This window comes from Rhodocaloribacter litoris (genome assembly GCF_011682235.2).
In the GTDB taxonomy this organism is placed as follows: domain Bacteria; phylum Bacteroidota; class Rhodothermia; order Rhodothermales; family ISCAR-4553; genus Rhodocaloribacter; species Rhodocaloribacter litoris.
The window spans coordinates 632,807-647,620 of the sequence record NZ_CP076718.1; the positions used below are offsets into that span (position 1 = coordinate 632,807).

General features: G+C 69.2%; 8 protein-coding genes. 3 read left to right on the forward strand and 5 right to left on the reverse strand.

The features are described 5' to 3' along the window. Positions 1-161 precede the first annotated feature (161 nt). The 3 genes from GQ464_RS02615 (at position 162) to GQ464_RS02625 (ending at position 5,551) form a co-directional block, all read left to right on the forward strand. On the forward strand, positions 162-872 hold the full coding sequence (locus GQ464_RS02615) for a response regulator transcription factor (protein ID WP_166978134.1): 711 nt from the start codon (positions 162-164) through the stop codon (positions 870-872). Beyond that, entirely contained in the window at positions 856-2,343 is a 1,488-nt protein-coding gene (locus GQ464_RS02620) for a sensor histidine kinase (protein ID WP_166978132.1), read from the forward strand. The genes GQ464_RS02615 and GQ464_RS02620 overlap by 17 nt, the downstream gene beginning before the upstream one ends. A 100-nt stretch (positions 2,344-2,443) precedes the next feature. Beyond that, complete coding sequence (locus tag GQ464_RS02625; RefSeq protein ID WP_166978130.1) at positions 2,444-5,551, forward strand: WD40/YVTN/BNR-like repeat-containing protein; 3,108 nt, start codon at positions 2,444-2,446, stop codon at positions 5,549-5,551. A gap of 43 nt (positions 5,552-5,594) precedes the next feature. On the opposite strand, the gene aroC is transcribed toward GQ464_RS02625, so the two are convergent. From aroC to GQ464_RS02650, 5 genes are all read right to left on the reverse strand, one after another. Next, a complete protein-coding gene (gene aroC / locus GQ464_RS02630) occupies positions 5,595-6,767 on the reverse strand; it encodes a chorismate synthase (RefSeq protein ID WP_166978128.1) in 1,173 nt (390 codons plus the stop codon). A 94-nt stretch (positions 6,768-6,861) separates the two neighbouring features. Further along, on the reverse strand, positions 6,862-8,457 hold the full coding sequence (locus tag GQ464_RS02635) for a trypsin-like peptidase domain-containing protein (protein WP_166978126.1): 1,596 nt from the start codon (positions 8,455-8,457) through the stop codon (positions 6,862-6,864). Between the two features lie 132 nt (positions 8,458-8,589). Next, positions 8,590-9,423: a lysophospholipid acyltransferase family protein gene (locus GQ464_RS02640; protein ID WP_166978124.1), complete on the reverse strand. Its 834-nt coding sequence runs from the start codon at positions 9,421-9,423 to the stop codon at positions 8,590-8,592. A gap of 46 nt (positions 9,424-9,469) precedes the next feature. Then, entirely contained in the window at positions 9,470-11,113 is a 1,644-nt protein-coding gene (locus tag GQ464_RS02645; RefSeq protein ID WP_228350533.1) for an amidohydrolase, read from the reverse strand. A 57-nt stretch (positions 11,114-11,170) separates the two neighbouring features. Next, positions 11,171-14,443, reverse strand: a complete 3,273-nt coding sequence (locus GQ464_RS02650) for an ATP-binding protein (RefSeq protein ID WP_166978122.1) — start codon at positions 14,441-14,443, stop codon at positions 11,171-11,173. Positions 14,444-14,814: the final 371 nt, after the last annotated feature.

A 14,814-nucleotide genomic window follows, 5' to 3' on the forward strand; every position in this document is an offset into this window, starting at 1 on the left:
CAAGCATACATCACCTTTCGGCCCCGTACATGAGACGATGATGAGAGGCCGATGAGAAGACCATGAGAACAGGGCCCTGGCCGGCGACCGCCCGGATCCCCGGCCTCACAGCCCTCGTTGAGGTAGCGTCCACGACGTGACGAAAGACGTCCGCTGCGCCCATGCCTGCGCCCCACCTGCTTCTCGTAGAAGACGAGCCCCGCATGGCCGCTTTCCTGCTGGCCGGACTGGAGGAGGAAGGCTATCGCGTCCGCTGGGTGGACCGGGGCCTGCCGGCCCTGGAGGCCGTGGGCCGGGAACCCTTCGACGCCGTCCTGCTGGACGTCCGCCTGCCCGACCTGGACGGCGTCGAGGTATGCCGCCGCCTGCGCCTGCACCACCCGGCCCTCCCCATCCTGATGCTGACGGCCCTGGACGCCGTCGAAGACCGCGTGCGGGGCCTGCGCTCGGGCGCCGACGACTACCTGCCCAAGCCGTTCGCCTTCGAGGAACTGCTGGCGCGCGTGGAGGCGCTGCTCCGCCGCGCCCGCACGGCCCCGGCCCTCTCCGAACTGACCGACGAGCCCCTCCGGCTCGACCTGACCGCACGCACCTGCACCGTCGGCGGCCGGCCGCTCGACCTGACCCCACGGGAATTCGATCTGCTGGCCTATTTCCTGGCCCGTCCCGGACAGGTGCTCTCGCGCGATGAGATCCACCGGGACGTGTGGGGTCATGACTTCGACCGCGGCACCAACCTGATCGACGTCTACGTCGGGTACGTGCGCCGCAAATTGCAGGAGGCCGGCTGCCCGGACCGCCTTCAGACGGTCCGCGGCCTCGGCTACCGGTACGTCCCCGTTTCTGCCTCCCTCCATGACGACACCGCCTGACCCTGCGCTGCGCCGCTCGTTCCAGCAGCGGCTGCTCCTGACGGTCGGCTCGGTGCTGGCCGTCACCTTCGTCGTGCTCGGCGTACTCGCCTGGTTCGCCGCCTCGGCCTGGCTCAACCGCTATCACCGCGACCTCCTCCTGCGCGAGGCCCGCGAAATCGCCTCGCACATCCTCACGCCGGAGGACAGCCTGGACGTGAGCCGCTACGCCTGGTACGAGCCCCACCACCGCTTCGCCGACGCCCGCATCGACCCGTTCTTCGTCCAGATCTTTTCCCCGGACGGGACGCTGCGCTACGCCACCGCCAACCTGGACGACCTCAAGGAGGCCGCCTACCCGAACGACCTGCTCCCCCTCCCGCCCCGCGAGGCATCCTCGTTTGCCCCGCTCCACCGGCTCACCCTCGGCCCCCATCGCCTCTACTTCGAAGTCGTGCCCCTGCGCGACAGCCGGGGCCGCCTGCGGGCCTACCTGCAACTGGGACGCTACGACCCGGGCCTCGACAGCCTGCTCCGCAATCTGGCGCTGGGGCTGACGCTGGGGCTGGGTGCGCTGTGGCTGGTGCTCGCCCTGCTCGTGCGGGCCTCTGCCCGACGGGTGCTGCGGCCGCTGGCCGCCATCACCGCCGCCACCGCCGACCTCACCGCCGCCGACCTGTCCCGGCGCATCCCGGTGCCGGAGGACGCCGACCGCGAGACGGCCCGGCTCGCCCTGACGTTGAACCACCTCCTCGACCGCCTCGAAGCGGCCTTCGCCGAGATGCGCCGCTTCACGGCCCATGCCGCGCACGAGCTGCAAACCCCGCTGGCCATCCTCCAGGGCCACATCGACGTGGCCCTGCGCCGCGAACGCGCGCCCGACGCCTACCGGCAGACCCTGACCACCCTCCGCGACGAACTCACGCACCTGACGGTGCTGGTACGCAACCTCCTCACGATGGCCCGCCTCGACCGCGAACACCACGTCCTGCCCCGGCAACCGGTGGACCTGTGTGCCCTGACGGCCCGGGTCGCGGCCGCGTTCGAACCGGCCCTCAATGCGAAGGGCATCGCGCTCGACCTCACCCTCGACGACGACGCCCTCACCGTCTACGGGCAGCCCGACCTGCTCGAACGGGTCGTGCACAACCTGATGGACAACGCCGCCAAGTACACCGAGGCCGGCCAGGTGAGCGTATCGGTGCGGCGGCAGGGGGACCGGGCCCTCCTGTGCGTCGAGGACACCGGCCCCGGCATCCCCGAGACGGCCCTGCCCGACGTGACGCGGCCGTTCTTCCGGGCCGCCTCGCCGGACGTGCCCGGCAGCGGCCTCGGCCTCACGCTGGCCGAACGGGTCGTCCGCCTCCACGGCGGAGGCCTCTCCCTGACCCACCGCCCCGGCGGAGGCACCCGCGCCTGCGTCACCTTCCCGCTCCACACCGCCCGGCCCACCCCGGCCGGCAACACCGGCGTGCCGTCCACACCGGCCTGACGACCGGCCGTGGCATCTCCGCCACACCGTTTTGCTTCTCTACCACCGGATGCCTAATATTTCCCGCCCGTTTATCCGGAATCCCTGGAGGTATCCCACCATGCGTAAGACGCTACGCCTTCTTCCGGGTCTGCTCGGCACGACCCTGCTCTGCCTTTTCTTCCTGCCCGCCACGCAGGCGCAGGACTACGACGAAGCTCTCTACAAGTCGCTCGAATACCGGAGCGTCGGCCCCTACCGGGGCGGGCGCAGCGCGGCCGTGGCCGGCGTACCCGGCCAGCCCTTCACCTACTACTTCGGCGGCACCGGCGGCGGCGTCTGGAAGACGACCGACGGCGGCCAGTCCTGGGAAAACATCTCGGACGGCTTCTTCGGTGGCTCCATCGGGGCCGTGGCCGTGAGCGAGTGGGACCCGAACGTGATCTACGTCGGCGGCGGCGAGAAGACCGTGCGCGGCAACGTCTCGCACGGCTACGGCATGTGGAAGTCGGTCGATGCCGGCAAGACGTGGACGCCGATTGGGCTGGAGGATACGCGCCACATCCCGCGCATCCGCATCCACCCGCGCAACCCCGACCTGGTCTATGTGGCCGCACTCGGGCACCTCTTCGGCCCCAACGAGCAGCGCGGCGTCTTCCGCTCGAAGGACGGCGGCCGGACCTGGGAGAAGATCCTCTACGTGAACGAGCACGCCGGCGCGGTGGACCTCATCCTGGACCCCTCGAACCCGCGCATCCTCTACGCCACCACCTGGCGCGTCCGGCGCACACCCTACAGCCTGGAGAGCGGCGGCGAAGGCTCGGCCCTGTGGAAGTCCACCGACGGCGGCGACACGTGGACCGAACTGACGGGCAAGCAGAACGGCCTGCCCGAAGGCACGCTCGGCATCATCGGCGTGACCGTCTCACCCGCCAACCCGAACCGCGTCTGGGCCATCGTCGAGGCCCAGGAGGGCGGCGTCTTCCGCTCCGACGACGGCGGCGAGACCTGGACCCGCATCAACGACGACCGTAACCTGCGCCAGCGGGCCTGGTATTACACCCGCATCTACGCCGACCCGAAGAACGCCGACCAGGTCTACGTCCTCAACGTGCAGTTCTGGCGCTCGAAGGACGGCGGGCGCACCTACCAGAGCATCGACACCCCCCACGGCGACCACCACGACCTCTGGATCAACCCGGACCACCCGGACTACATGGTCATCGGCGACGACGGCGGCGCCCAGGTCACCTTCGACGGCGGCCGCACGTGGTCCACCTACTACAACCAGCCCACCGCCCAGTTCTACCGCGTCACGACCGACAACCACTTCCCCTACCGCATCTACGGGGCCCAGCAGGACAACTCCACCGTCCGCATCCTGCACACCTCCGACGGCCGCAACGAACGCGACTGGGAGCCCACCGCCGGCGGCGAGAGCGGCTGGCTCGCCCCCAACCCCGAGGACCCCGACATCGTCTTCGGCGGCTCCTACGGCGGCTTCCTCGAGCGCGTCAACCACCGCACCGGCGAGACGCGCCTCGTCAACGTGTGGCCCGATAACCCCATGGGTCATGGCGCCGAAGGCATGAGGTACCGCTTCCAGTGGAACTTCCCCATCCTCTACTCGAAGCACCACCCGAACACCGTCTTCGCCGCGGGCAACCACCTCTTCAAAACCACCAACGACGGGCAGTCCTGGGAGATGATCAGCCCCGACCTGACACGCGCCGACTCGACGAAGCTCGGCCCCTCGGGCGGCCCCATCACCAAGGACAACACCGGCGTCGAGTACTATGCCACCATCTTCACCGTGGCCGAGAGCAACTTCGACCCGAACGTCATCTGGACCGGCTCGGACGACGGGCTGATCCACATCACCCGCGACGGCGGCCGGACGTGGACGAACGTCACGCCGCCGGCCCGGATCATGCCCGAGTGGATCCAGATCAACGACATCGTCGCCCACCCGTTCGAGCCCGGCGGCCTGTACGTGGCCGCCACCATGTACAAGTCGGACGACTTCCGCCCCTACCTCTACAAGACCACCGACTACGGCCGGACGTGGACGAAGATCGTCGACGGCATCGACCCGCAGCACTTCACCCGGGCCATCCAGCCCGACCCGAAGCGGCGCGGCCTCCTCTACGCCGGCACCGAGAGCGGCATGTACATCTCCTTCGACGACGGCGCCCACTGGAAACCGTTCCAGCTCAACCTGCCCGTCGTCCCGATCACGGATCTGGACTGGAAGGACGACGACCTGATCGTGGCCACGCAGGGTCGCTCCTTCTGGATCATCGACGACGTGACGCCGCTGCACCAGCTCAGCGATGAGGTGGCGGGCAGCGCCTTCTGGCTCTTCACACCCCGTCCCACCTACCGCCTCGGCGGTCGCAGTGCGGTCACCTTCCGCTACTACTTCAAAGACGCGCCGGACAGCAACGCCGTCCGCCTGAAGATCCTGGAGGAAGACGGCGACCTGATCCGCACCTTCACGCCGAAGGCGAAGGAGCGCGGGGAGCGGCTCGCCATCGCCCGGGGGGCCAACGCCTTCTCGTGGGACATGCGGTATGAGGATGCCGAGTCGTTCCCCGGCCTGATCATGTGGGCGGCCAGCACCCGCGGCCCCCGCGCCGCCCCCGGCCGCTACCAGGCCCGCCTCATCGTCGGCAGCGACTCGATGACCGTGCCCTTCGAGATCAAGAAGGACCCCCGGTCGTCGTCCACGCTGGAAGACCTGCAGGCCCAGTTCGCTTTCCTGATCGAGATCCGCGACAAGCTCAGCGAGACGCACCGCGCCATCAAACGCATCCGGGACGTGCGCGAGCAGACGCAGGCCATCACGCGCCGCCTGGGCGACGAGCACGCCGGCGCCGACGAAATCAAGCAGGCGGCCAGGGCCCTCAACGAAAAGCTCACCGCCATCGAAGAAGCCCTGTACCAGACGAAAAACCGCAGCCGGCAGGACCCGCTCAACTTCCCCATCCGGCTCAACAACAAGCTGGCCGCCCTGGGCTCGACGGTGGCCGCCGGCGACTACCGGCCCACCGACCAGGCCTACGCCGTCAAGGCCGAGCTGACGGCACAGATCGACGCCGAACTCGCCCGGCTGGACACGGTGCTGACGACCGACCTGCCGGCCTTCAACGACCTGGTGCGTGAGAAGGCCGTCCCCGCGGTCATCGTCGAGACGGGCCGGCCGGCCTCCGCCACCGGCACCCGTTGAGCCTCCCGGTCGCGCGGATGGCGTGTGGCGTCGCAGGACCGCCCTACGCCATCCGTGCCCGGATCTCCTCCAGGCTGTCCCCGCCGTATTTCTCGAGCACGGCGTTGGCGATGACGAGGGCCACGGTCGCCTCGGCGACGGTGGAAGCGGCGGGCACGCTGGTCACGTCGCTGCGCTCGTAGCGGGTCGGCTGTGCGGTGCCGGTGGCGATGTCCACCGTGTCGAGCGGTTTGATGAGGGTAGGGATCGGCTTCATGTAGCCCCGCACGATGACGGGCATCCCGTTCGAGACGCCCCCTTCGACCCCGCCGGCGTGGTTGCTCCGGCGGGTGAGGCGCCCGTTTTCCAGGACGATAGGGTCGTGCACCCGGGAGCCGGGCCGGTAGGCCGCCGCCACCCCGTCGCCCACCTCCACGGCTTTTTGCGCCTGGATCGAGAGGATGGCCTGGGCGAGTTGCCCGTCCAGGCGGCGGTCCCATTGCACGTAGGATCCCAGCCCCGGCGGCACCCCGGTGACGACCACTTCGTAGATCCCTCCCAGGGCATCCCCCGCCTTCTTCGTGGCCCGGATGTGCTCGATGCAGCGGGCCGAGAGGTCGGGGTCGAGCATGCGCACCTCGCTGGCGTCGGCGGCGCGGTAGAGGGCTTCGGCACCGCCGGCCAGCAGGGTTTCAACGCGCTCCCGCCAGTCCTCGGGTCGCTCATAGCCCACCTCACCGATACGCACGACGTGGCTGCCCACCTCGATGCCGAGGTGTTTGAGGAACTGCCGGGCCACCGAGCAACAGGCCACCCGCATGGCCGTCTCGCGGGCACTCGACCGCTCGATGACCGGGCGAATGTCCGTGAAGCCATACTTCTGCACACCCACGAGGTCCGCATGGCCCGGGCGGGGCAGCGTAACCGGCTCGACCCCCTCCCCCGTCCCCTCGACGGCCATCACCTCCGGCCAGCCGGAGCGGTCCCGGTGATATGCCGCATTGTCGATACGAAGGGCGATGGGACTTCCCATCGTCTTCGAAAACCGGACGCCGGAGTAGATATGGACGTGGTCATGCTCGAACCGGGCCCGGCCCCCGCGGCCAAAGCCGAGCCAGCGCCGCGCCAGGTGTTCATCGATGTCGGCAGCGGTGAGCGGAACCCCCGCCGGCACCCCTTCAACGATGCCGATGAGGGCTTCTCCATGCGATTCGCCTGCGGTCAGATAACGGATCAAGGTAAGGGATCGTTGTGGATGGGTTGGACCGGATTCTGGAGGCGTTAAACGTTCAGCGTTAAAACGTTCAACGCTTCAACGCCTGGCGGCGCCTTCAATGCCCCTCCGGCACGTCCAGCTCGAAGAAGGCCGTCACGCCGTCGCGCCGGAGGACGCGCAGGAGGACGGGCTCGCCGCGTTCGGCAGCCTGTGCAAACGCCTCGCGGGCCTCGGCGACGGACGCCACGGGCCGGTCGTCGACGTCGAGGAGGACCACGTCGCGGGGGAGGCCGGCGGCGGCGGCCACGCTGCCGTGCGTCACGTAGGCCAGATAGAGGCCGTCCTCCACGTTGAAGACGTAGCGCTCGCGGGCACCGAGTTCCCGCACGCCCAGCCCCCAGGGAGCCAGTTCGGTCACCTCGTGCTGCGTCTCGCCGGGGGGCGGCGCCGGCGCGAGTTCCGGCGGCACGCTCTGGCGCTCGAGTTCGCTGACCCAGTTCTCGAAGACCGGGTCGTCGCGGCCGAGCAACTCGACGTTGAAGCGGGCGCGCGTGCCGTTACGCCATACGACGATGTCGAGCCGGTCGCCGGGGCGGCGGCGGGCCACGGCGCTCTGCAACTCGTTCGGGGCATTGACCTCGTGGCCGTCGATGGAGAGCACGACGTCGCCGGTGCGCAGGCCGGCCCGATCGGCGGCCAGGCCGCGCCAGACCCGGCTCAGGAAAACCCCCTGGATGTGTTCCATACCCAGGGCCCGGGCCCGCCGGGCATCGACGGGACTGATCTCGACCCCCAGGTAGCCGCGCTGCACCTCCCCGAAGGCGATCAGGTCACTCACGACCCGCTCCACGAGGTTGACCGGCACGGCGAAACCGTAGCCTTCATAGGAGCCGCTCTCGGTGGCGATGGCCGTGCTGATCCCGACCAGTTCCCCGGCCAGGTTGACGAGCGCGCCGCCGGAATTGCCCGGGTTGATCGCCGCGTCGGTCTGGATGAAGTCCTCGATCCCGAAGCTGTCCTCGATGATGTTGACCTGCCGCCCGAGGGCGCTGATGATGCCGGCCGTGACAGTCGAGGTCAGGCGGAAGGGGTTACCGACGGCCAGCACCCATTCGCCCACCTCCACCTCGTCCGAGTTGCCCAGGGCGATCACGGGCAGCTCACTCGATCCCGGATCGATCTGCAGGACGGCCAGGTCCGTGTTCGGATCCGTCCCCACGATGGTGGCTTCGTACTGCCGCTTGTCCGACAGGGTCACCGTGATGCGGTCGGCCCCGCTGACGACATGGTTGTTCGTGACCACGTAGCCCTGCGGGCTGATGATGACCCCGCTGCCCACACTCTGGCGCGGGCTGCGCCGGCCGAAACGCTCGTCGAAGTTGTGGAACCAGCGCTCGCTACCGTCTTCGCGGGCCTCCACCTGAATGTAGACGACGGCAGGCGTGACCCGGCGTGCCACCTCCTTGAAGAGCCGGTTCAGCGTGCGGGCGTCCGCGGCGACCACCGGCGCGCTGGAGTCCGCCGGCAGGTAACGCGCCCCCGGCGACCGGCTCCCCAGCTCGACCCGCTCGACCACGGCCGGACGGGCCGGCTCCGGCAACCGGTCGTTCATCACGACGAGCATCACCAGGATGCCTGCCAGCAACCCGATCAGCACCAGACCGATCCCGGCCAGCAACAGGGGTAGACGAACGCGACGCGATCCTTCCATATCTCGATCCTTGCAATGCGAGCGGCAGCAGGGTACATCCACCCTGCACGGGACGGATTGTTTCACCGGTGCCGTCTCGGTCAAAGAAAGCCGGCGCGGACGAAGGCCCGGCCTCCCGTCCCGTACGGCTGCTCACGCCGGCCGGCGAACCCCCGCCCGCGAACCGGCGCCCTCGGATGGGGAAGCCACCGGCGGGGCCGGGTGGGCGTCTCCGGCCAGGGCCCGCACCGCCGCATAGGCCTGCCGGGCGAGCGCCTTGCGATCCTGCCCGGCCGTCGGGATCGGCACACCCACGCGCAGCTCCACGTGCACCTCCCGCACACCGAGCAGCGACCAGGCATGCCTCAACATCGGTTCCGCGGGATCGGACCAGGCGACGCGCCGCCGCAACGCCCCCGCGGCGGGGCGGCCGTCCACCGCGTCCACATGCAGGTAAAGCGGCAGCACGACGGCCTCCTCCATACCGGCTACGGCCTCGAACCCCCCCGTCTTGAAGGGCAGGAGAACGGCATCGCCCCGCGTCGTGGTCCCCTCGGGAAAAACGAGCACCCGCACCCCCTCGCGCAACCGGCTCTGTACCTGTTCGACGAACGCCTTCGTCGCCATGCGCCGCTCCCGTTCGACGAAGATAATGCCCACGGTCCGGCAGATCCACCCGACCACGGGCCAGCGCGCCATTTCGGCCTTGGCCACAAAGGCAAGGGGCATCTGCGAGGCCAGGATCCAGGGATCCAGCAGGCCGAGGTGGTTGCTGACGGCCAGCACGGCGTGGTGCCGGGGCAGGGTGCCCCGCACCGTCACACGCACGCCGAGGATACAGCAGAAGACCCGGCAGGCACGCTGTTGCACCCGGGCCCGGTAGAGCGGGCGCCGGGCCTCGGGCACGAAGCGCACCGACAGCCAGAGCCATCCCGTCCGGCTCAGGATGGACACGGTAAACCGTAGGAGCCGCCAGAGACGTCGCATGGGCAGGTCGTCGTTCGGAAAAGCAGGGTCCGGAACGGAGAAACGATCACTCGGCGACGAATTGTTCCTCCCCGCCGACGACCGTGCGGAGGACACGCACCGCCCGGATCGCCTCCGGCTCGAGGGTGAACAGGTTCTCGGAAAGCACGATGAAATCGGCCAGGTAGCCGGGCGCCAGCCGGCCGAGACGGTCTTCCTGGAAGCCGGCGTAGGCGTTGGCAGCCGTATACGCCTGCAGCGCCTCCTCGACGGTGACCTTTTCCTCCGGCACCCAGCCCTCCGGGTGGGCCCCGTCGAGCGTGCGCCGGGTGACGGCCGCATAGACGCCTTCGAGCGGGTTCAGCGGCGCGACGGTCCAGTCGGAGCCGAAGGTCAGCGGGGCGCCGGCGTCGAGCAGGCTGCGGAAGGCGTACGTCGTCCGGATCCGTTCGGGGCCGATGCGCTTCTCGGCCCAGCGCCCGTCGTCGATGGCGTGGTAGGGCTGCATGGACGGGATGACGCCCTGCCGGGCGAAGCGAGGGAGGGCGTCGCGGGTGAGGTGCTGCGCATGTTCGATGCGGAAGCGCCGGTCACGGGGGCCGTTGGTGCGCGCCGCCCCGGCGTAGACGTCCAGCAGCCAGTCGTTGGCGCGGTCGCCGATGGCGTGGACGGCCACGTGCAGGCCGGCGGCGTCGGCCTGGAGGATGCGCGCGCGCAGGGCGGTGCTGTCCGTGACGAGCAGGCCGGTCGTCTCCGGGGCGTCGTCATAGGGCGCATAGAACCAGGCGGTCGTCGAGCCGAGGGAGCCGTCGACGAACCCCTTGAGGCCGCCCCAGCGGAGCCAGTCGTCGCCCCGCCCGTGCGCGTCGACGTAGGCGGCCAGGCGGGCCGCGTCGGCCAGCGGCACGAAGGCGTAGAGACGCAGCTTCAGCGCGCCGCGGGCGTGCGCCCGGCGGTAGGTCGCCAGGTCGGTCCACCCGCCGTAGGTCCCCATGTCGTGCACCTGCGTCACACCGAGGGCGACGGCGTGCGCCATGGCCCGTTCGAGCGCTTCGTCCAGCTCCTCCTCCGAAGGGGGCGGGATGACGGCGAAGACGAGGTCCATGGCGGCATCCTTCAGGATGCCGGTCGGCTCGCCCGTGGCCGGGTCGCGCACGATGGTGCCGCCGGCGGGGTCGGGCGTGTCGCGGGTGATGCCGGCCCGCTCGAGCGCCGGCGTGTTGGCCAGGGCCATGTGGCCGTCGAGGCGGCTGACGAAGACCGGGTTGTCGGGGGTGACCGCGTCGATCCATTCGCGGCGGGGCAGCTCGCCGCCCCAGGCCTCGTGGTCCCAGTCGCCCCCGGTGATCCACCGGCCGGGCGGCACCGTGCGGGCAAAGTCGGCCAGACGGCGGCGGAACGCCTCGGGCGAGGCGGCCGTGCGCAGGTCCACGCCCGCCAGCTGGAAGCCGCCGCCGAGGAAGTGCACGTGGTTGTCGATGAAGCCCGGCATGACGAAGCGCCCGCCGAGGTCGACCACGCGCGTCCGTGGCCCCCGAAAGGCCTCGACCTCGGCCGCCGTCCCGACGGCCAGCAGCCGGTCCCCTTTCACCGCCAGCGCCTCGGCCGGCGGCGCACCGGGCACACCCGTCCAGACCTGCGCACGCGTGTAGATGGTGTCGGCCACCTCGGGCACGACCGGATCACAGGCTCCCATAGCTACCAACAGCATCAACGCCGGAAGCGACAGGCAGGCACGTGGCATCATATCCCTCCTTGCCGGCAGGTCTCACACCGGGGTCGAGCCCACCGACCGCCCCCCGGCCACGGCCCCCCGGGCGGGCACCCGCTCCGGCGTGAGAGAAGCACAGGCCCGAAACGAAACGGTGAAACAGCTCCCCTCCCCCTTCTTGCTCTGCACCGAGATCTTGCCGTCCATCAACTCGACGAGCTTCGCCGTGATGGCCAGGCCGAGACCGGTGCCCTCGTGCGAGCGCGAGAGCCCGTCCGACTCCTGCCGGAACTCCTCGAAAAGATGGGGCAGGAAAGCCTCCGAGATGCCGATGCCGGTATCCTGCACGTGCACGTGCACCCATTCGGCATCGCGTGAGAAGGCCACCGTCACGCTCCCTTTTTCGGTGAACTTGACGGCGTTGGAAACCAGGTTGCTCAGCACCCGCTCGAAGGCCGCCTCGTCGAGCAGGGCATAGACCGGCTCCGGCGGCGGAACCAGGGCCAGCTCCAGCCCCTTCTTGCGGGCCGCCTCCGAGAACATGCGCACCACTTCGGCGGCATGCCGCGCCAGGTCGACGGGATGGCGCTGCACCTCCATCACCCCGGCCCTGAGCTTGGCGATCTCGAGCAGCGACGTGAGCGTCTGCATCAGCCGGTTGCCGCTCTCCTCGATGATCCCCAGAAACTCCCGGTACGGCGCGTCTTCGGGCAGTTCGTACTTGAGCACTTCCGTAAAGCCCAGGATGGCCGTCAGCGGCGTGCGCAGCTCGTGCGAGGTCGTGGCCAGAAACTCGTCCTTCAGCTTGTTGGCCTGCCGGAGACGTTCGTTGGCGACCTGGAGTTGCGCATTGGCCTCCTCCAGCTTTCTGCGCACCTCGGCTTCCTGGGCCAGTTGCTTCGCCTGCTCCTCGGCCAGCCGCTTGATCTTCACCATCTGCACGTATTTCCAGGCGAAGAAGAGCAGGCTGAAGACCGCCAGGGCATAGAGCGAGTAGGCCCACCAGGTCCGGAACCAGGGCGGGCGGACGACGAACGGATAGACGGTCTCCGCGCTGAGCCGCCCCAGCGCGTCCCGGGCCTGCACGTGCAGGCGATAGCCGCCCTCCTCGAGGTTCCTGTACGTGCGCCGGGCCTCCGGCGTCCAGGCCGACCACCCGGTATCGTACCCCTCCAGCCGGTAGCGGTAGACGATCTCCTCCGACCGGGTGAAGACCGGAGCCGCCACTTCGAAGGCCAGGTCGTTGTCTTCGAAGGCGAGGTGCAGGGCGGACGACGTGGCGGCATCGCCGGGCCCCCAGGCACCGGCATAGAGCAGCTCCTCCGTGTCGGAGACGCTGACCCGGCGCACCAGCACCTTGAACGGCTCGGAGCCGGCGTCTTCGGGAAGAAGCAGGTACCGGTAGAGGATCTCGCCGCTGCCCAGCCAGAGCACCCCCGGCTCCGTATAGATCACCTCCACGTCCCCCTTGGGGAAATGCAGGGCCGGAATCGACTCCACCCGGTATTGTCCCCCTTCGGCGGGACGTGCCACGTCCATCCGGCTGGTGTAGGCCAGCCACACGTTGCCGTCCGCATCCTCCGCCACGGCCTTCAGCGTGTCACCGGCCGCCTCCACCAGCGGCGAGAGGATCGGGTCAGGATAGAACCCCCGGTGCGGCGTCGCCCCCGCCGTGGCCGGCGACGTGGTACCGAAACGATACACCCCCCGGCTCTTGTCCGAGAAGAAGAGGGCGCGCCCGCCCACCTCGGCCACCCGCAGGTTCTGCTCGACGAGCCCCCCTTCCACCCCGAACTTTTCCTGCACCGGCGGCGCGCCGAGTCCCTGCGTGAAACGCAGCCGCAGCACCCCCCGGGAACGCGTACCGATCCACAGCGTCCCGTCCGCTTCCTCCACGATCTGCCGCACCTCGTCCGTCACCCCCGGCACCGGGGTCAGTACCCAGCCGGCATCCGTATGGCGCAACAGGTCGAGCCTATCCCGCCGACCAACGTAAATGACCCCGTCATGGAGACGGGATGTGACGATTACATTCGCAGGAGACCTATCCGAAAAGAGAACCCCTTCCCCATTCCGCAACTGGTATATACCTTCTCCGCTACCAACAAACAAGGTGCTATCCAGCGAGAGCAGGCTCCACGCGCGCGGCACGTTTTCCACCGGCACGAAGGCGGACCGTTCCCCTTCGAGTCGCCGGCCGAGCGGCCTGCTCTCGAGCGCATAGACTCCGGGCATTCCGCCCGTGGCCACGTAGAGCCGGCCCTGATGGCGCCGCACGTCGTAGACGGCCCCGGCCAGCCCCAGGCGTCGGTCGTACTGCGTCACGATGCCGGCGTAGGCCACACGCGCGATGCCGCTGTTATTCAGCGCCGCCCAGAGCCCGCCCTCGGCGTCGGCATAGACGAAGTTGACCACGTTGTCGGGCAGTTCGTGGGGCGGCGCCAGCACGCTCACCAGGCGCCCCCCCCGGTCGATGACGAGCACCCCGCCCCCCAGGGTGGCCAGCGCGAACCGGCCGCCGGGCAGGGCCGCCCCGTGATAAACCGAATACTTCTCCAAAAACGGATCGGCCTCGGTCGCAAAAGGCCGGAAGGCCTGCCCGTCGTACAGAAAAAGCCCCGCCTCCCGTGTGGCGACGAGGATGCGGTCCGCCTCGTAGGGCAGCATCGCATAGACCCGGACCTCCTTGAAGCGCTCCCCGTCCGGAACCGGCCGCAGGGCATCGCCGGCCACCTCTTCGAGGCCGACGCCCGCCTCCCGCACGAAGAGCCGGCCCCGCACCGAGAAGGAGGTATGAAAAGACGTGCTGGTGGACCAGCGCCGCAGCTGCACGCCGTCCCAGCGGAAGAGATAAGCGTTCGTCTGGAAATAAATGCCGTCGGGCGTGGCGTGCGTGCCCCAGACGTCCTTGAAGTCCCGGGCGGCCGGATCCACCTCGGGCAACAGCGAGACGAACCCGGGCACCCCCAGCGAATCCGGCGCGAGGTAGCCGAAGTCGCCCTTCAAGCCCGCGTAAATCCTTCCGTCGACACCGACAGCCAGCGAGCGAACGACGGAGCCCGTCCGGATGAGTCTCCACCGCACCCCGTCGTATTCCAGCACACCGTCGTTGTTTCCCACGTAGACGATTCCCCGCCCGTCCTGCACTACGGCCCAGTTTTGATGATAGGCGCCGTACTCGTCCGGGGAGAAGTGGACGGTGTAATGCGGCAGCGGCAGGCCGCCCTCATGAAAGGCCGCCGGGTGCTGGGCCCTGCCGGGGAAGGGCAGGCACAGCACGAAGAGTAGCCATCCCAGATGTGAGCGATGAATCCGCATACGGTGGTGCATGCTCCGCACAGACGGTTGGTCCCCCGGGGGCGATGAGCACCGCGGGCATACGAACACTTATCAACTACCATACCCGACGGTAAATCTTACCGTCCTGCGGGGAGTCACCGGTAGGGTATCCTATCGGCTCTTACGGCCCACAGTTAAACGCGCGGCGGCGGCGCCGTGCCCCGGTCCGTTGCCCCGGAGCGGGAGGATACATTTTTTTCTAACTCAAAAACGCGAAAAACGCAAATTCTCTCGTACCCATTATAGTGGAGGCCGCAGGCAGCGCGGCGTGCCGCCGGACCCCACCGTGCGATGCAGCGCGGCACCCGCCGCCCCGGCCCCGGGACTGGGCCATGTTGTCCCCTGCGATGCGTCGCAGCCCC